The sequence below is a fragment of the Achromobacter xylosoxidans genome (genome assembly GCF_001457475.1).
Classification (GTDB): domain Bacteria; phylum Pseudomonadota; class Gammaproteobacteria; order Burkholderiales; family Burkholderiaceae_B; genus Achromobacter; species Achromobacter xylosoxidans.
The window spans coordinates 2,936,579-2,956,252 of sequence record NZ_LN831029.1; the positions used below are offsets into that span (position 1 = coordinate 2,936,579).

Annotated in this window: 10 protein-coding genes; 5 read left to right on the forward strand and 5 right to left on the reverse strand. The window is 66.2% G+C overall.

Translation table 11 applies throughout. The features are described from left to right. Nucleotides 1–68 precede the first annotated feature (68 nt). Nucleotides 69–356, reverse strand: coding sequence for a hypothetical protein (locus AT699_RS31925; protein ID WP_162270074.1), 288 nt, complete (start codon nt 354–356; stop codon nt 69–71). On the opposite strand from AT699_RS31925, the gene AT699_RS13325 reads away from it, so the two are divergent. Both AT699_RS13325 and AT699_RS13330 read left to right on the forward strand, forming a co-directional pair. Further along, nucleotides 301–2,004 carry a ShlB/FhaC/HecB family hemolysin secretion/activation protein gene (locus AT699_RS13325; RefSeq protein ID WP_058207308.1) on the forward strand — a complete coding sequence of 568 codons (1,704 nt, stop codon included), beginning with the start codon at nt 301–303 and terminating at the stop codon, nt 2,002–2,004. The two genes, AT699_RS31925 and AT699_RS13325, sit on opposite strands and share 56 nt — an antisense overlap. A gap of 38 nt (nt 2,005–2,042) precedes the next feature. Then, nucleotides 2,043–10,346 (forward strand): two-partner secretion domain-containing protein, encoded by an 8,304-nt coding sequence (locus AT699_RS13330; RefSeq protein ID WP_081247850.1) that lies wholly within the window; start codon nt 2,043–2,045, stop codon nt 10,344–10,346. 637 nt (nt 10,347–10,983) lie between these two features. Here the strand turns inward: AT699_RS13330 and AT699_RS13335 are convergent. From AT699_RS13335 to AT699_RS13345, 3 genes are all read right to left on the reverse strand, one after another. Next, nucleotides 10,984–11,577: a C40 family peptidase gene (locus tag AT699_RS13335; protein WP_006388218.1), complete on the reverse strand. Its 594-nt coding sequence runs from the start codon at nt 11,575–11,577 to the stop codon at nt 10,984–10,986. A gap of 212 nt (nt 11,578–11,789) precedes the next feature. Then, on the reverse strand, nt 11,790–13,880 hold the full coding sequence (locus AT699_RS13340; protein ID WP_006388219.1) for a TonB-dependent receptor: 2,091 nt from the start codon (nt 13,878–13,880) through the stop codon (nt 11,790–11,792). A 59-nt stretch (nt 13,881–13,939) separates the two neighbouring features. Continuing rightward, nucleotides 13,940–14,236, reverse strand: coding sequence for a hypothetical protein (locus tag AT699_RS13345; RefSeq protein ID WP_024068752.1), 297 nt, complete (start codon nt 14,234–14,236; stop codon nt 13,940–13,942). A gap of 259 nt (nt 14,237–14,495) precedes the next feature. On the opposite strand from AT699_RS13345, the gene AT699_RS13350 reads away from it, so the two are divergent. Next, entirely contained in the window at nt 14,496–15,995 is a 1,500-nt protein-coding gene (locus AT699_RS13350; RefSeq protein ID WP_006388221.1) for an AMP nucleosidase, read from the forward strand. A 161-nt stretch (nt 15,996–16,156) separates the two neighbouring features. Next, on the forward strand, nt 16,157–17,740 hold the full coding sequence (locus AT699_RS13355) for an amino acid permease (protein WP_024068754.1): 1,584 nt from the start codon (nt 16,157–16,159) through the stop codon (nt 17,738–17,740). 79 nt (nt 17,741–17,819) lie between these two features. On the opposite strand, the gene AT699_RS13360 is transcribed toward AT699_RS13355, so the two are convergent. Continuing rightward, entirely contained in the window at nt 17,820–18,749 is a 930-nt protein-coding gene (locus tag AT699_RS13360; protein WP_024068755.1) for a YicC/YloC family endoribonuclease, read from the reverse strand. A gap of 179 nt (nt 18,750–18,928) precedes the next feature. On the opposite strand from AT699_RS13360, the gene rph reads away from it, so the two are divergent. After that, nucleotides 18,929–19,663, forward strand: a complete 735-nt coding sequence (rph, locus tag AT699_RS13365; RefSeq protein WP_006388224.1) for a ribonuclease PH — start codon at nt 18,929–18,931, stop codon at nt 19,661–19,663. Nucleotides 19,664–19,674: the final 11 nt, after the last annotated feature.

A 19,674-nucleotide genomic window follows, 5' to 3' on the forward strand; every position in this document is an offset into this window, starting at 1 on the left:
ATTCCACATTGAACAAAAAGGAGCGCGTTTTGCGCTCCTTTTTGCGTGATTCGCAGCCCTTCGTTCGCTCAACTGACTGGCATTGGCCCTTGGGCGCTTTTCTCGCTGGTTTCCGGTTCGCTCTCGCAGGGCATGAAGCTCGAGGCACTGCCGCCGTTCACCGTCAATAGGTTATCTGATCCGAGAACGTGACTTCCGACCAGCGCCTGGTCGGACAAATCAGCTCGCGGCATCCCAATGTCCGCCTTGTCGCCATCCAATGCCGAAGCATGATTGCACACGGGTACATAGGGGACGAGGATGGTCGGGTGGTTGCGGCGGGGGGCATGGATCTCGTTCAGCTTGCTGGTGTTCACGGTATCGGCGTCCGCACAGACGCAGGGCAGCGCCGCGCAGGAATTGCTGCGCCATCAGGAACGCGAAAAGCTACTGCGCGAGCAACAGGAACCCGCTCCGCGGGTGTGGCTACGGCCCGCGCACGCACCGTCTTCGGAACTGCTGCCACGGAACGAGACACCATGCTTCCCGATCGAACGCATCCGTCTTGATGGCGAGGGCGCGCAGCGCTTTCTCTGGTCCCTGAGCGCCGCCGATCCCGAGAACGACACCGCCACGGGGCGCTGCCTTGGCGCCGAGGGCATCAGCGTGGTTATGGCGCGTGTGCAAAACGCCGTCGTTGCGCGGGGTTTCGTCACCACCCGCATTCTCGCCTCGCCCCAAGACCTGAAAGGCGGCATTCTGACCTTGACCGTTGTGCCTGGCCGCATCCGCGCCATCCGTTTCGCGCCCGGTACGTCGCTCAAGGCCACCGCCAGGAATGCCGTGCCGGCCAGTCGCGGCGACCTGCTCAATCTGCGTGATATCGAACAGGCGCTGGAAAATTTCAGGCGCGTGCCCACCGTAGAGGCCGACATTCGAATCACGCCCGCTGAAGGAGACGATGCTGGCCCCGGCGACAGCGATTTGGTGATCCTCTGGCGGCAGCGTTCCCCTCCCGTCCGATTCAGCGTGTCATTGGACGACGCTGGCGGCCGGGCGACCGGCAGGCTTCAGGGCGCAGCCACACTTTCAGTCGACTCGCCACTGTCGTGGAACGACCTGTTTTACATCAACCTCGGTCACGACATCTTCAACGCCAGTGGCAAGGGCACCCGGGGCTACACCACGCATTACAGCGTGCCTTGGGGCTACTGGATCCTCAGTACCACCGTCAGCGGCTACAGGTATCACCAGACCGTTGCCGGATACAGTCAAGACTATGTCTACGGCGGTACCAGCAACAACGCCGAAATGCGCCTGTCGCGTCTGGTTTATCGGGATGCCAGCCGCAAGACCTCGCTCTACGGATGCAGCTGGATGCGCAGGTCCAGCAATTTCATTGATGACACGGAAATCGAGGTCCAGCGCCGCCGCACCGGCGGCTGGGAACTGGGCCTGACTCACCGTGAATACCTGAACGAAAGCGCGCTTGACGCCGGTCTCGCCTGGCGGCACGGCACCGGTGCTTTCAAGGCGATGGCCGCGCCCGAGGAAGACTTCGGCGAAGGGACCTCAAGGATGAAGGTCATCACCGCCGATGTCCGACTGATGATCCCGTTCCTGATGGGTTCGCAGCGCGCCCGTTACATCGGTAGCTGGCGCGCGCAATGGGAGCGCACGCCGCTGGTACCGCAAGACCGTTTCTCGATCGGCGGTCGTTACACCGTGCGTGGCTTTGACGGCGAACTGACGCTCATGGGCGAGCGAGGCTGGGTCTGGCGCAACGAAATCGGTCTGTTGCTCGGTACCGGCCAGGAACTTTATTTCGGAGCCGACTATGGCCACGTGTCCGGTCCTTCCACTGGCTGGCTCCAGGGGCGCAACCTGGCCGGCTCGGTCATGGGCCTGCGCGGTGGCATGGCTGGCTTCGGGTGGGATCTGTTTGCCGGTACGCCACTTTCCAGACCCAGGGGTTTCCGGAGTGGGTCGCTGACAGCCGGTTTCACCCTCAATTGGTCGTGCTGAATCCGTATCGATTGCGCGTAAGCAAGGGAAGTGATGGCATGAACAGGAATATCTATCGCATCGTTTTCAACCGGACGCTGGGGCTGTTTCAGGTTGTGGCGGAAATAGCCCGGCGTGACGGACGGCGGACAGGTCCAAGGGTGAGTGCCGCCCGTAGCCGCTTCCTTGCAACACTCGGTCCGCTGCGCTTTGCCGTAGCGTTCGCTCTCGGTCAGGCGGTCATCGTTCCTCAGGCGAACGCGCAGATTGTGGCCGACCCCGGCGCGCCCGGCAACCAGCGACCGACGGTGCTGGAAGCGCCCAATGGTGTGCCGCTGGTCAATATCCAGACCCCCAGCGAGGCCGGCGTTTCGCGCAATACCTACAGGCAGTTCGATGTCGGGCAGCAGGGCGCCATTCTTAACAACGCCCGCACGAACACGCAAACGCAGCTTGGCGGCTGGGTACAGGGTAATCCGTGGCTGGCGCGCGGTACCGCCCGGGTCATCCTCAATGAAGTCAACTCCAGCGACCCGAGCCGGCTCAACGGGTATGTTGAAGTCGCTGGCGACCGGGCGCAGCTCGTCATCGCCAACCCGGCGGGTATTTCCTGCGACGGTTGCGGCTTCATCAACGCTGACCGGGCCACCATCACCACAGGCGGGCCGGTCATCAACGGCGGTTCGCTGGAGAGTTATCGCGTTCAGCGCGGTGCAATCCAGGTTAACGGCAAGGGCATGGACGCCAGTGCCACGAACTACACGGATCTGATAGCCCGCTCGGTGGAGGCCAATGCCGGGATCTGGGCGCGGCAGCTTCAAGTCACTACAGGCACCAATGAGGTCAGTGCCGATCACGCCCGGGTACAAACGATTGCCGCCAGCGGTGATGCGCCCGTCTTCGCGCTGGATGTGGGCGCGCTCGGGGGCATGTACAGCCAGAAGATCGTGCTGGTGGGCACCGAACATGGAGTCGGCGTTCGCAACGCTGGCATGGTGGGCGCTCAGGCTGGGCAACTGGTGGTCACCACCGACGGTCGCCTGGATAATCTGGGCACAATGCAGGCCGGGGCCGACGCCCGCATCAACGCGGTCGGGGGGCTTGCCAATGCCGGTATGCTCAGCGCCGGCCGCGAACTGACGGTCTACACCCCTGAAGATATCGACAACAGCGGGGGGACGCTCAATGCGCGGCGCGTCGATGTGACTGCGCAGTCCCTGACCAACCGCGGCGGGGTTATCGGGCAGACCGGATTGCAGGACCTGGCGCTTCAGGCTGGTCAGATCAGCAACCGCGATGGCGGGCGTATCGGCATCGCTGCGCCGCAGACCGATACGTCTTCGGGCGAGGGGGAAGCGCCGAAAGCGGGTATGGGTGGCGGAACTGGCGGCGGAAACAGCAGCACTTCAGGTGACTCGCCGCATGGCGCGAACGCTGGCGGCGATGGTACTCAGCCGGCCTTCGGCATTGCATCATTGCCCGGTGGCGTACTCAACATCGCCGGCACGCTCGACAATGAGGGTGGCCACATCATGGCCGGCGGGCATATCGACCTTATCGCCAGGGACGGTCTGGACAACGACACCGGACATCTTGGCGTACGCCAGTTTGCAGTGAGCGGCGGCGGCCTAAGCAATCGCAGGGGTGAAATCAGGGTTGCCGCCGGCGCGCGCATCACGACGGGTCTGCTCAATAACGATGCCGGCCTGATGCAACTGGACGGTCCCGTGGTCCTGAACGCGCGGGACTTCTCCAACCGCGCCGGCGCCTTCCGGCACAGCGACAGGTCCGATACTCATATCCGGATCACGGGGCTGCTTGACAACAGCGACAGTGGCGCCATTGCCGGCAATGGCGATCTTCGTATCAACGCTGCCACCCTGGACAATGCCAATGGCAACATTCTGCACGCCGGCGACGGCCGTCTCGCTATCAACGCTGCCGCCCTGCACGGTGGGAACGGCAACATCGCCAGCAATGGCATGCTGGACCTCAAAGGCGACACCACCGATCTGACCAGCGCCACCACCCAGGCCAGGACCGTCAGGATAGACACCGGCGCACTGACTACAGCCAGAGGCACGCTCCGCAGCAGCGGACGGCTGGATGTCAGGGTTCGCGGTACGTTGGACAACCGTGATGGACAGATCGTCTCCACCGAAGGCCGGCTGGGCGTGGCCACCCCCGGCCACACCGGGAACGCGGGTGGCACGCCGCAGGGCGCGGGTGACGTCAGTCTGGCCAGTGGCGGACTCGACAATGCCGGCGGCACGGTGCTCGGCGCCAGCGTCGCCGTCGATACGCATCTGGCTGCGCTCGACAATACCGGCGGCACCATCGCCAGTATCGACGGGACACTCAGTATCGACAGCGGTGCGTTGAACAATGCCCGCGGTCTCCTGCAGTCCCGGCAGGGAATGCACGTGGACACGCACGCTCAGACGCTGACCAATACCTATGCCGGCAGCACCGGCGGTATTCTCAGCGGCGACACGCTGGCACTGAGCAGCGGCAACCTGAATAATCGCGACGGTGTCGTGTACAGCCAGGGGGAGCTCGTCGCCCGCGCTGGCGACATCGACAATACCGCCGGACAACTGGGGGCCGGCGCTGATGCCGATATCGGAGCAACGGCGCTCGACAACGCCGGTGGCAGGGTCCAGGCGGCCAATGACCTGAAGGCCGCCCTCTCTGGTGTGGCAAACAATAATGGCGGCCTGATGGTTGCCGGGAATGGCCTGGCGCTCAACGCCGCGCAAATCCTCAACCGCGACACGCAGAGCGCGGATGCCGGCCTGCCGCTCGGACTGCAGGGCGACAGCGTGGTACTGACTGCCAGTCGCACCGACAATACTGCCGGCGCCATCGCAGCCGACAGCCTCATTGATATCCGCGGTCCGGATGCGGCAGGCCTGCTCGACAACACGCACGGCAACATTTCTTCGGGCGGCGGCATCGACGTGACCGTCAGCCGCGTCCAGAATCCGCAAGGCACACTGATTGCCGGCCGAACGCTCGACCTGGCCGCCGACAGCCTGGGTGGCGATGGCCGCCTGCTGTCCGGAGGCGACCTGAGCCTGAGTCTTCAGCAGGACTTCGCCAACCTCAGGGAAATCACGGCCAACGGCCACGCCGTCATCCGCACTGCGGGTGTGTTGACCAACGATGGCGTAATGCGGGCTGGCGACCTCGAGGTACACGGAGCCGACGTCAACAACAATGCCAGTGGCGAGATGAGCGGCATGCGCACCACCGTTGCCGCGCACAACACCCTGACCAACCGCGGACTCATCGACGGCAGCCAGACCCGTATCGACGCCGGTACCCTGGATAACGTGGGCAGCGGGCGACTTTATGGTGACCATCTTGCCATCGGGGCGGGTACCGCCAACAACCGCGAGGAAGACGGCCACGCCGCGGTCCTGGCGGCGCGCCAGCGGCTGGATATCGGTGCCGGCATCATCAACAACCGTGAGAAGGCGCTGATTTTCAGCGCGGGCGGAAGCAGCGATGCGCTGAACATCGGCGGCATGCTGGACGCCAACGACCAAGCGACCGCAAGCGCCGACCTCATCCTCAACGACAGCGCCACTATCGAGTCGCTGGGCGGATTGACCCTGGACGGCGCCCGCCTGCTCAATCGCAATCTGCATTTCCGTACCGAACTGGCACAGATCAGCGGCCCGACCAGGCGCCTGTACATACAGCCTGGGGGCGATCCCGAAAAACACGATGCCAGCGAGTACCGCTGGGAACGTTGGAGCAGGGCCGGACGTTATCGGCACGGGAAAACCGGCGCAAAGATCCAGGACTGGACCCAGTACGACGTCAATCAAAGCGAGTACGAGACGCGGGTGACTGAAAGCGCGCCCGCGCTCATTCGCGCCGGCGGCGACGTGATCCTGCGAGGGGAAGAACTGGTCAACGACAAGAGCCGGATCATCGCCGGCGGCGTCCTGCGGGGCGATCTGGACCACCTCGACAATCTGGCAGCCATCGGCGAGCACGTGATCCATCAGGCTGGCACCAGCCAGTACACCCGCTCAAGGTGGCGCGGCGGCAGGAGACAGTACCACCAGCGCAAATGGGACCGAAAGATAGCCTACGCCCCAGCCGACATGGTGAAAACGTTCGACCTCGATGTTTCCAGCATCGTGCAGAACGCCGCTGGCAAGGGCAGCGGCTTCGCGGTGACTGACCGCCAGAACCCTCCGGTCGATGCCAGGGTGGGCGGCGGTGTCCGCGCCACCGGCGGCATCGGCCCGGGGCAGATAACGGAAGTCCGGGTGGATGTCGGCCGCGTCCACGGTCCGGGGGCTGTCACCGAGACACATGCCACTGACGGCAATGGTCCCGTCCAGATCCCGGGGCAGGAGGTGGCGGGCTCCAATGGCGGTGCGCCGGAGATCGTTCGTACCGTTCGGGTGGACACCGACGTGCCCGCCAGCAGTCTGTTCCGCATCGTCCCTGATGCCAGTGGCTATCTGGTCGAGACCGACCCGCGTTTTGCCGACTATCGCAACTGGCTCAGCTCCGACTACATGCTGTCCCAGCTTGGCTATGATCCGGCCACCGTGCACAAGCGCCTGGGCGATGGTTTCTACGAGCAGCAACTGGTTCGCGACCAGGTAGGCCAGTTGACTGGCCGCCGTTTCCTCGACGGTCATGCCGACGACGAAGCGCAGTATCGCGCCCTGCTTGAAGCCGGCGCCACCTACGCGAAGGCGTGGAGCCTGCGTCCTGGCGTGGCCCTGAGCGCGGCGCAGATGGCCCGGCTCACCAGCGATATCGTCTGGCTGGTGGAACGCGACGTGACGCTGGCCGACGGCAGCACCACGCGCGCCCTGGTGCCGCAGGTCTACGTCCGCGTGAAACCCGGCGACATTGACGGCAACGGTACGCTGCTGGCCGCCAGTACCGTCGATCTCAACCTGAAAGGCGATCTCGTCAATACCGGGACCGTCGCCGGACGCGCTGTGGTCAGGTTCACTGGCGAGAATCTGCGCAATATTGGCGGGCACATCACCGGCGATGCCGTGGCGCTTGACGCCCGGACCGACATCGACAACATCGGTGGAACACTGGACGCGGGTAGCGCCCTGGAGCTCATGGCCGGACGCGACCTCAATGTCGTCAGCACCACCCACAGCGGCGCCAGGCAGGCCGGGCGCAGCGATTTCAGCCGAGCCAGCCTGGACCGCGTGGCGGGCCTCTACGTCACCAACCCCGGCGGCATCCTGCTCGCTTCGGCGGGTCGCGACGTCGGTCTGATTGCTGGCCGGGTCGTCAACAGCGGCAAAGAGGGTCAGACGACTGTCGTCGCCGGCCGCGACCTGGCGCTGGGCACGGTCAGGATCGCCGAACAGGAAAACAACGTCGGCAACGCTCACAACTATCTCAAACAAGGCTACGTGGAAGATGTGGGCAGCCAGATCAGCACCGCAGGCGACCTGCGCCTGCAAGCCGGGCGCGACCTGAACGCCACCGCCGCCAGCGTCACCAGCGAGCAGGGCGTCCTGGCTGCCGTGGCGCAGGGCGACGTGAACATCCTGGCTGGCGAAGCGAGCAGTTACTGGGCCGAAGGCCGCCAGCACAAGTCCAGGAGCCTGCTGGGCTCCAGCAAAAAGACTACCCGCGACAGCCTGGAAGAAGCCCGGGCGGTTGCCAGCACCTTCAGCGGCGACACCGTCGCGGTTCGCGGTCAGAACGTCACCGTCACCGGTAGCAATGTCGTTTCCGATGCTGGCACCGTCATCATGGCTCACAACGACCTTATCCTCCGGGCCGCCACCGAAACCAGCAAGGAAAGCCATTTCAGCGAAACCCGGAAAAGTGGCTTCCTCTACAACGGGGGACTTGCCTTCACCATCGGCGACCAGATGCAAAGCGGTGACCGCAAGGACATCAATACCCGTGCCGCCGCCTCGACCGCGGGCTCCACGGGAGGTGACGTCATGCTGGTGGCGGGTAACCACTACCAGCAGATTGGCAGCCATGTTCTGGCGCTGCGGGGCGATATCGATATCGACGCCAAGAAAGTGGATATCGTCGAGGCGCGGGAAACCCGCCGCAGCGTCCAGGAAAACAAATTCCGCCAATCCGGCCTGACCGTGGCGATCTCCGCGCCGGTCCTGTCTGCCATTGAAACCGCCGGACAGATGACGCGCGCCGCCAGCCAGACGAGCGATGGACGCGTGCAGGCGCTGGCAGGCGCGGCCACGGGGCTGGCGGCCAAGAACGCCTACGATGCCGTTCGCGCGGATCCGAAAGCCGCGGGCGGCGTCAATATTTCCATCACCGTTGGCGCCAGCAAAAGCGACAGCAAATCCACCGCCACCCATGACACAGCGGCCGGGTCCATCGTGGCGGCGGGCGGCGATGTGCGCATCAGCGCCACCGGCGGCGGCCGGAACTCCGACCTGACCATGCGCGGCAGCGAGATCAGCGCGGCCGGAGCTGCCGTGCTGAAGGCCGACGGCGACATCAACCTGCTGGCGGCAAGAAACACCGTTGAAACCGACCGCAAGACCAGCAATTCCAGCGCGGGTGTGGGCGCGGCGATATCCATGGGCCAAGGTGGTCCGGCGTTCGGCGTGACCGCCAATGCGAGCGGGGCCAGAGGCAAGGGCGAAAGCAAGGACGTGACCTGGACCAACAACCACGTCGCTGCCGGCGAACGCCTGACACTGGAGTCCGGCGGCGCCATGCGCCTGCGCGGGGCGGTGGCCCGCGGCAGACTGGTGATGGCCGACGCGGGCGGCAGCCTCAACATCGAGAGCCTGCAAGACACCAGTACCTTCAAGAGCAGGGACTCCCAGATCGGCGGCAGCGTCACCGTGGGCGCGGGCTTCTCGGCCAGCGGCAGCTACGCCAGCAGCCAGGTGGATGGCGATTTCGCCAGTGTCGTCGAGCGATCGCGCCTTGAAGCAGGCGATGACGGCTTCCAGATCAGAGCCCGGGACAACATCGACCTCAGGGGCGCGGCCATCGCCTCGTCCGAAGATGCGGTGAAGCGGGGGTTGAATACCGTGATGACAGGCAGCCTGACCGTCAGTGACATCGAGAACCACAGCCGCTACAAGGCGACGGGGGTGAGCCTGTCGGGAGGCTTCAGCGTTGCCGGCGATGGCAAGCAGTCAGACGGCCAGAAAGAAGGCGGCGGCAGCGCCAGGAAGGCTGATGAGGCCGCGGCCAGCAATGTCGCGGGCAAAGGTGATGCCTGGTCGGTACGGAACTTCGGCAACAGCGCCAGCGCCGGCGCGCCGGGCATGAGCGTGCGCAAGGGCAGCGAAAACAGCATGACGCGCACCGGTATCAGCGGCGCGGCCGTGACCATCACCGACCCAAACGTCCAATGGGAGCGCACCGGCAAGACCGCCGACCAGGTGCTGGCCATGCTGGATCGAAGCGTGCTGGCGGGCGATGGCGCCGGCGGCCTGACGAAAAAATGGAATGGCGACAAGCTGCGCCGGCAAGTCCAGGCCGAGGCGGAAATCATCGCGGCGTTCGGCCAGCAAGCCGGCGCGGCCATCGAGCGCCACGCGGAACAGAAGCGCGCGGAATTGCGCCAGCAGATCAAGGCCACGCAAGACCCGGAAAAGATCGAGGCGCTGCAGGCACAGATCAACGAGATCAATACCCAGGAGCGGCTGCTGAACGTGGCGGTGGGCGCGCTGGGCGGTTCGGGCGGCGTGGCGGCGCTGCAGGCGGGCTTGTCGGAGGCGGCCGACCGCATGCGGCGGTACACGATTGGGGACTCGGAGAAGTTCGCCGGTATTACCGACGGCGAGACGACGCTGGATAACAAGAGCGGGGAAAGCGCGGGTATTCGGGGCGATGGATTTAAGACGGCGGGGACGCGGGTGGTGTTGGACAAACTGTGCGGCGAGGTGAATGAAAGGTGCAGGACTCAGCTCGACGCGAACGGCAAATCCGTACTCGATGCAAACGGCATTCCGAAACTTGAGTTGGATGGAAATGGGCGCGTCCGGTTTGATCCATCCCAGGTCGGGATGACGATGGCCGAATTTCTCGAATCCGATCTAGGCAAGGAAATGTCCGGACCCACTGGCGGAAACCAGGGCGGACCTGGAACGCTTCTCGGTTTTGCGTATTCGCCTGGGGGAATTCTGGATCTGGCGCATGAGGCTTATGGCGGCTCGCATGACTTCATTGGCGGCACCCTGAGCGGATATTACGACGAGCAGGGCAATGCACGGCGCGGCCTGACGCCCGTGCAGGATTTCATATATGAAACCTGGACCGCCATTGCGCTCGTGCCCGCCACTCCTTTTGCGTTATCAGAAGCGCTGCCGCCCCAAGCATGGAAAGCACTGGACATTTTGTTGAGGATGAAACGATGAAAACAACGATAAGGCTATTTTTCTCATCAGCTTTATTGCTATTAGCGGCGGGCTGCTGCCTCACGCTTCCGCGGTATATGTGCAGGTCGCCCCGGACAAAAGCTTGGATTGGGTACGTGGTCCTACCGATGGAGTGGTATTGGCCGCTAAATGGCCAAACAGAGGAAGGCCGGTGGATGGATTGGAAAGCATGCGGCGGAGCTGAAGACGGAAGGTTCTATCTTAAGAACCAGAACGAGCTTACTGACGAACAGTATCGGAAGGAGTCAGAGGCATTGTTCGATGAGCTTAAACGCTGCATGCAGAAGAAGGGCTATCAGTTCGTTCCCCCGTGCTACCAATTAGAGAAGTGCGGTCCACTGCCGCCAGCGCCAAACGGCGTATCGTGGCCAACTTGGGCGTCGGACGTGTGGCCGCCGCAATCGCTGGGGGATCGCCCGCCGCCGCGGCATTTTACGCGTCGCGGCAAGGAACGCGTGGAGTAATGGCGCGTGCCGGCAAAGACCGCCTATCAGGTGCCGGCCGTGCTGAATCGAAGCGTGCTGCCGAGCGATGGCGCCGGCGGCCTCGCGACAAGGCAGCGCCCTCGGAGGGGAGGCTGCAAGCGCGCGCCGCGCGGCGGCCCTTATTCAGGATTTTACTTCTGCGCCAGCATCTGGCCCTTGGCCGTATCGATGTAGCTGCGGGCGCCGAGGTAGCGCTTGGACCAGTACGGATTCTTCATTTCGTCCACGCGCACCTTGGCGCCGCGGCGCGGGGCGTGCACGAACTTGTCCTGGCCGATGTAGATGCCCACATGCGACGTGATGCCGCGGCCGCGGGTGGCGAAGAACACCAGGTCGCCGGGCTTGAGCTGCTTCTTGTTGTTCACCGTGTCGCCCTGGGTGCGTTGCTGGCGCGCGGTGCGCGGCAGTTCCAGGCCGGCGATCTCACGGTAGACGTACAGCACCAGGCCGCTGCAGTCGAAGCCTTCGGCGGCATCGTCGCCGCCCCAGCTGTAGGGCGTGCCGATGGCGGCCAGGCCGGCCTGCACCACGCGTTCGCGCAGGGTCGGCACGGTGGGGTCCTGCGCCAGGCGCAGGCCGGACAGGGAAGCGCGGGCCTGCTCGGAGGGGATCGACGCCTGGGCGGCGCCGGGTAACCAGGAGAACGTCAGGGCCAGCAGGGGCGCTGACAGCAAAGCGGGAAGGCGGAAAAAGGCAAGGCGGGCTTTTCGCGTGGGCGGCGTCATTACGTCACTTCAAAAATCGGAGTGGGCGGCATGGCTTTGTCCACGGGGGACAAGCCGGCGGAAAGGGGGCAGGGGAGGCTTGAGCTTCACGAACTGCCATCGCATTGTAATGGAATAAAGTTTCATTACATTTGTAGTGCAATGCAGCATCCTGGCGGGCCGCCCGTTACCTGATCCGGTCGGGAAAAGGTAACGGGCGCCGGGCGCCAGGGTCAGAAGCTGCCGCGCAGGCCGACCATCACGGCGCGGCCGCCCTCGGGCGCGACGTCGCGCAGCACCGAGGTGGCGTAGCGGATGTCCTGGTTGGTCAGGTTGATGCCGCGCACGTAGGCCTGCCACTGCACCGCCGCGACCTTGAAGCGGTAGCCGGCGTTGGCGTCCAGGCTGTAGTAGCCGGCGGTGGCGGTGTCGTTGTCCGGACGGCTGTGCTGGGCGAAGGCCTTGGACACGCTCAAGCCGGCGCTGTACGGGCCGTAGCCGTAGTCCAGCGCCACGCGCAGGCGCAGCGGCGGAATGCGCGGCAGCGAGCGGCCGGTATCGCTGTTGCGCGCCACCGTGTAGTCGCCCGACAGGCCCAGGTCCAGCTTGTGGCCGCCCAGCTGCAGCACGCGCGTGCTGCTTTCCGCCTCCACGCCGTACAGGCGCGCGGACACGCCCTGGTAGCGGGCCTCGGGCAGGGCCTCGTCGTCCCCGGCGGCCACCAGATCGCCGTCATCGTCGCGGAAGCGGCCGGTGTTCATCTCGGCAAGGTAGTTGGAGAAGCGGCTGTAGAACACGCCCACGCTGGCGCTGTCGGCGTCCTTCTTGTAGCGCAGCGACAGGTCGCCGGACCAGGCGCGTTCCTTGGCCAGGTTCTGGTCGCCCACCAGGTATTGGCCGGTGGCGGCGTGCGGGCCGTTGGCGTACAGCTCATAGAAGGTGGGCGCGCGCTCGGTGTAGGCGGTGTTGGCGGCCACCGACCAGGCGCTGTCCAGCTTGTAGATGCCGCCCAGCGAGAAGCTGCCGGCGGTGAAGGTGCGGCGGTTGGAGCCGTCGAAGCGTTCGTTGCCGCCGCCGCCCGGGGTCAGGCGGGTATGGTCGGCGCGCGCGCCGGCGCTCAGCGTCAGGCGATCATTGATCTTCCATTCCTCCAGCGCGAACAGCGCGATGGCGTCGGTGTCGGTGGTGGGCACCAGCGCTTCCTCGCCCAGGGCCGAGAAGCGCGTCTGGCCCAGTTGCAGGCCGACCACGCCGTGCAGCGGGCCGATGTCGGCGTGGCGCGCCTCGATGCGGGCCTCGTAGCCGCGGTTCTTGAAGAGGGTGCCGGTTTCGCCGTCCTCGATCTCCTTGTGCTGGTAATCGGTGTAGGCGAAATTCAGTTTGACGCTCGTGAACAGGCCTTCCAGGTCGCGCAGCTCGCTGGCGAAGCCGAAGCGTTCCTGGCGCATCCTGATGCGCACGTCCGGCTCGGCCACCGAACCGTAGTCGGAGTCGTAGCCGCTGTAGGACAGGCCGGCATAGCCGCGGTCGCCGGTCCAGGACATGCCGAGCGCGCCGCCGCTGGCCTGGCCGTCGCTGTTGGGCAGGGTGCCGCGCGGCTGGTCCCGGTCGGGGCCGTCGATCGCGCGTTGCCGCGAGGTGCGGGCGTAGCCGGGAATGCGCAGGTCGCCGGTCTTGCGGCTGAAGGCGTCGGCGTGGATGGCGAAGGTGCCGTCGCCGCCTTCGAGCTGGATCGCGCCGTTGCGGTCGTTGTTGGCGCCGCCGTAGCTGCCGGCGACGTCGCCGTGGATGCCGTCGATGGGCTCGGTGGGGATGCGGTTGTCGATGGTGTTGACCACGCCGCCGATGGCGCTGCCGCCATACAGCAGGGCGGCCGGCCCGCGCAGGATCTCGACGCGGTTGGTGGACAGCGGATCCAGCGGCACGGCGTGGTCGAACGACAGCGACGAGGCGTCGAGCGAACCGACGCCGTTGTTCAGCAGGCGGATGCGGTCGCCGTCCATGCCGCGGATGATGGGGCGGCCCACCATCGGGCCATACGTGGTGGTCGATACGCCCGGCAGGCCGTTGAGCGTCTCGCCCAGGTTCGAGGCGCGTCGCAGGTCCAGGCCGGCGCCTTGCAGCACGGTCGACGGCGAGGCCAGCGCTTCGCTGCCCAGGGGGTTGGCGGTGATGATGACGGGCGACAGCGTGGCCGCGTCAGGCGCGTCGGCCTGGGCGCGGGCGGCCGGCGGTAAGGCGAGCAGGCAGGCGAGGGCGAGCGGGCTCAGGGAAAAGGCGCGCAGGGACGAACGCGTCCCCGCATGGGAAGCAGCAAAAAGCATGGTGGCAATCCTGGTTGCCGGCCGGCGGGCGGCGGCGGTTGAAATCGGGCGGGCGGGTGTCAGGCCGCGGCGGGCGGGGCGCGCGATTGGAACCAGGGCGTGGCGATGAGGGTGGTGCCGCTTGGCACCGGCGCGGACGCCGCGATGCGCGGCGCGCCGCAGGCGAATGCGGGAAAGGAAGCCGGCAGCGTGGCGTCCAGCAGATCCCAGATATGACAGAGGTCGCAATGGCCCAGCTTGTCGGGCGTGTGCGCGTCGTCCTGGCTGGAAGCGGGACTCCCCGACAGGTGCGACAGCGCGTGCCGCACGCCGCCCAGCGGTGACAGCAACAGGCAGGCGCACAGCCAACCCAGCACTGCCCATCGGGCAGGGCGCGCAGCGGGATGGAGGCGGGAAGCCGGCGGCATGGGCGGGGCGGAAAGGCGAAAAATCGGAATGATATATTGTTTCTTTGATTGTGGCGATGCGCGCCCGCGCATCCGGCCGCGCAACGCGGCCGAATATGACGCTTCATGTAGTCCTAGGCTCGGGCATAATCGTTGGCATCGGCCCTCCCGGCTTGATCGCCGCGAGCGGCCGCTGAAAGAAGACCATAAGAAAGCGGAGCCAAGCTCAATGATGAACGCAGTACACCCTTTGTCCTCGATGAACCGGCCCGAGGCGATTCCTTTCGAGCCCTACCATGACGCCGTGGCGGCGGTGGACCGGCTGGCCGAAATCTATGCGCGCAACACGGCCTTCCTGCGCGCGGCGTTTCGCGATGTCCTGAAGGGCTCCACCAGCGGCCGCGAGCGGGCCCGCGCCTATTACCCTGCCATCCGCATCCTGGTCGAGACCTACGACCCGATCGATACCCGCCTGTCATATGGCCACGTGGCCGAGCCCGGCATCTACCAGACCACCATCACCCAGCCGACCCTGTTCCGCGACTACCTGATCGAGCAGGTCGGCCAGTTGCTGCAGAACCACCGCGTGGCGGTGGAAGTGGGCGAATCCGATTCGCCGATCCCGCTGCATTTCGCCTTCCCGGAAGGCGCCTACGTCGAAGGCGAGCACCTCGAGGCCCTCAAGCGCCCGCTGCGCGACCTGTTCGACGTGCCGGATCTGGCGGTGACGGACGATGCCATCGTCAACGGCTCCTGGCGCGGCAAGGAGGGCGAACCCAAGCCGCTGGCCCCGTTCACGGCGCAGCGGGTGGACTATTCGTTGCATCGCCTGCAGCACTACACCGCGACGGCGCCGGCGCATTTCCAGAATTTCGTGCTGTTCACCAATTACCAGTTCTACGTTGACGAGTTCTGCGCCCGCGCCCGCGCGCTGATGGCCAGCGGCAACGAGGACTACGAGATGCTGGTGGAACCGGGCAACCGCATCACGCGGCGCGGCGAATCCGGCCCGGCCGACGAAGGCCAGGGCCAGCGCCTGCCGCAGATGCCGGCCTATCACCTGGTGCGCGGCGATCACTCCGGCATCACGCTGGTCAACATCGGCGTGGGGCCGTCCAACGCCAAGACCATCACCGACCACATCGCGGTGCTGCGCCCGCACGCCTGGCTGATGCTGGGCCACTGCGCCGGCCTGCGCGATTCGCAGCGCCTGGGTGATTACGTGCTGGCCCACGGCTACGTGCGCGAGGACCACGTCCTGGACGACGACCTGCCCACCTGGGTGCCGGTGCCGGCGCTGGCCGAAGTGCAGGTGGCCCTGGAGCAGGCGGTGGAAGAGGTGGCCGGCCTGTCCGGCTGGGACCTCAAGCGCATCATGCGCACGGGCACGGTGGCCACCATCGACAACCGCAACTGGGAATTGCGCGACCATGTCGAGCTGGTCGAGCGCTTCGCGCAGTCGCGCGCCATCGCGCTGGACATGGAGTCGGCCACCATCGCGGCCAACGGTTTTCGTTTCCGCGTGCCGTACGGCACGCTGTTGTGCGTGTCCGACAAGCCCCTGCATGGCGAGCTGAAATTGCCGGGCATGGCCAGCGCGTTCTACCGTCGCCAGGTCAATCAGCACCTGGAAATCGGCATCCGGGCGCTCGAGCGCCTGCGCGGCATGCCGCCGGAGCGGCTGCACTCGCGCAAGTTGCGCACCTTCATGGAAACGGCGTTTCAATAGACCTGTAGCGAGGTCTTCGCGGGTGGGGACGGATCCCCGCCGGCTCCCCCGCGGTTTCGACGGCCGGGGGCAGTTGCGCTATGCTCGCGCGTTGCGTGGAAATCCCACGGCGCCCGGGGGCACAATCCGCGGGGGCTTTTTTGCTCTGAAGGAACACGACTTTGGCATTGACGGAACACGACCAGCACCGCGCCGGCGGCAAGAAGGGGGCGGCAGAACCGTCCGAATTGCGCCGCGCCCTGTCGGCGCGCCACCTGACGATGATCGCGGTGGGCGGCTCCATCGGGACGGGGCTGTTCGTGGCCTCCGGCGCCACCATCGCCCAGGCCGGACCGGGCGGGGCGCTGCTGGGCTATGTGCTGATCGGCGTGATGGTCTATTTCCTCATGACCAGCCTGGGCGAGCTGGCCGCCGCCATGCCGGTGTCCGGGTCGTTCTCGACCTACGGCGCCCGTTACGTCGAGGACGGCTTCGGCTTCGCGCTGGGCTGGAACTACTGGTACAACTGGGCCGTCACGGTGGCGGTGGACCTGGTGGCCGCGCAGCTGGTGATGGCCTACTGGTTTCCCGACGTGCCGGGCGTGTACTGGAGCGCCTTGTTCCTGGCCATCACGTTCGGCCTGAACGCGTTGTCGGCGCGCGGCTTCGGCGAAGCCGAATTCTGGTTCGCGCTGATCAAGGTGATCGCGGTGCTGGCTTTCGTCGCCATGGGCGTGATGATGCTGCTGGGCATCATCCGCGGCGGCGAGGACGGCGGCGTGGCCAACTGGACCGTGGGCGACGCGCCGTTTGCCGGCGGTTTCGCGGCGCTGATCGGCGTGGCCATGGTGGTGGGCTTTTCGTTCCAGGGTACCGAACTCATCGGCATCGCCGCCGGCGAATCCAAGGATCCGGCGCGCAACCTGCCGCGTGCCGTGCGCCAGGTGTTCTGGCGCATCCTGCTGTTCTACGTGATGGCGATCCTGGTGATCGGCCTGTTGATTCCCTATACCGATCCGCACCTGCTGCGTAACGACGTCACCGACGTCAGCGTCAGTCCGTTCGCGCTGATCTTCGAGCGCGCCGGCCTGCTGGCGGCGGCCTCGATCATGAACGCGGTGGTGCTGACCTCGGTGCTGTCGGCCGGCAACTCCGGCATGTACGCCGCCACCCGCATGCTCTACAGCCTGGCGCGCGATGGCAAGGCGCCGCGCATCTTCGGCCGCGTGGCGCGCAACGGCGTGCCGCTGTGGGCGCTGCTGGCCACCACGGTGGTGGCGGCGCTCTGTTTCTTCTCGTTCATCTTCAGCCCCAAGGCGGTCTACATCTGGCTGCTGAACACGTCGGGCATGACCGGTTTCATCGCCTGGCTGGGCATTGCGATCAGCCACTACCGCTTCCGCCGCGGCTACGTCAAGCAGGGCCGCAACCTGGCCGACCTGCCTTACGTCTCGCCGTTCTTCCCGTTCGGCCCGATCTTCGCCTTCGTGCTGTGCCTGATCATCACGCTGGGCCAGAACTACCAGGCCTTCCTGGAGCACCGGATCGACTGGGGCGGGGTGGCGGCCACCTATATCGGCATCCCGCTGTTCCTGCTGATCTGGCTGGGCTACCGCCTGGTCAAGGGTTCGCGCTTCGTCAGCTACAAGGACATGACCTTCCCGGACGCCCGGGCGCGCAGCGCCTACCTGGACTCGGCGCTGCGCGGCGAGCCGGCCACGGTCGGGCCGGAGACGGCGCCTGCGCCGGGCACTGGCGGGCGATGAAGAAAGGCCGCGGAACTCCGCGGCCCTATTGCATCCGGCCAAGGCCGCTAGGTAATGCGGCGGCCTCGGCGTTTGCACCTCACTCGATGTTCTGCGCCTGTTCGCGCATCTGCTCGATCAGCAGCTTCAGGTCCATGGCGGCGCGCGTGACTTCCATGCTGCCTGCCTTGGAACCCAGCGTATTGGCTTCGCGGTTCATTTCCTGGAACAGGAAGTCCAGGCGCTTGCCGGCGCTGCCGGCGTTCTTCTTGCCCGCGGCCTTGCCGCCGCCATCGGTCAGCAGGTGGCGCAGTTCCGCCACGTGCGAGCGCAGGCGCGACAGTTCCTCGGCGACATCGATGCGCAGCGCGAATAGGTTGGCCTCCTGCGACAGGCGCTCGGACAGCTCGGCGCCGGAGATGTGGGTGAAGCCGCCCGGGAAGGCCGATTCCACGCTTTCGCGCAGCTTGGCGGCGAGCTTGTCGCGGTGGTCGGCCAGCAGTTGCGGCAGGTGGTTCTGCACCAGTTCGACGATGCCGGCCACGCCGTCGGCGCAATCGCGCATCATGCCGGCCAGGCGTTCGCCTTCGCGCGCGCGGCCTTCCTGCAGCTGCTTGAGCGCTTCCTGGGCGGCCTGCATGCAGGCCGCGCCCCACACTTGCGGGTCGAGCGCGTCATTGGCGCGCTGGCCGGGCCAGTTGAACAGTTCCACCAGGCGCGGCGCGGCGATGTCGGGCAGGATGCGGCGCGCGGCCTGCAGTTGTTCGGCCAGGCTTTCGAGCCAGGCCGGTTCCAGCTTTGACAGGTCGGTGCTGGCATTGCGCGTGTACGACACGCGGATCTCGACCTTGCCGCGCGCCAGTTGCGCCGTCAGCAGTTCGCGCAGCGGCGTCTCGACGTGGCGCAGCTCGTCGGGCAGGCGGAAATAGAGGTCTAGGAAGCGGCTGTTGACGCTGCGCAGTTCCAGCGCCAGCGTGCCTTGTTCCAGGTCTGCCCGGGCGTTGCCGAAGGCGGTCATGCTGCGAATCATGGTGTCGATATCCTGTTGCTTGTTTTGGATCGGGCCGCGCCGGTTCCGCCTGTCCGTCGTGCGCGGACGCGGGCGGGTATATGCAACCCGTGTATCGCGGCAGGATACTCCAAACCCGGGCGGGGCAGCGACCGGCAACCCGTACAATGCCGCCAACCGAATCTGATTGGAGCCTTGCCATGACCACTGCCAACGCCATTGCCCGCCCGTCGGGCCGCGCCGTCGACGAACTGCGCCCGTTCAGCCTGGAGCGCGGTTTCACGCGCTACGCCGAAGGGTCGGTGCTGGTGAAGGCCGGCAATACGCACGTGCTGTGCACCGCCAGCGTGCTGGAAAAGGTGCCGCCGTTCCTCAAGGGCAAGGGCGAGGGCTGGGTCACGGCCGAATACGGCATGCTGCCGCGCGCCACCCACACCCGCGGCGACCGCGAGGCCGCGCGCGGCAAGCAGAGCGGCCGCACCCAGGAAATCCAGCGCCTGATCGGCCGCAGCCTGCGCGCCGTGTTCGACATGCGGGCGCTGGGCGAGCGCACGCTGCACCTGGATTGCGACGTGCTGCAGGCCGACGGCGGCACGCGCTGCGCCAGCATCACCGGCGCCTGGGTGGCGGCGTCCGACGCGGTGGCGCTGCTGATGCAGCGCGGCGACCTGGCCGTGAATCCAATCCGCGACGCGGTGGCGGCGGTGTCGGTCGGGCTGGTGCAGGGCCGTCCGGTGCTGGACCTGGACTACGAGGAAGACTCGGCCTGCGACGCCGACGTCAACGTCATCATGACGGGCGGCGGCGCCTTCGTGGAAGTGCAGGGCACGGGCGAGGGCGCCACCTTCACGCGCGCCGAACTGGACGCGATGCTGGGCCTGGCCGAGAACGGCATCGCCGGCCTGGTGCGGGCGCAGCGGGCGGCGCTGGCCTAAGCGGCCGGCGC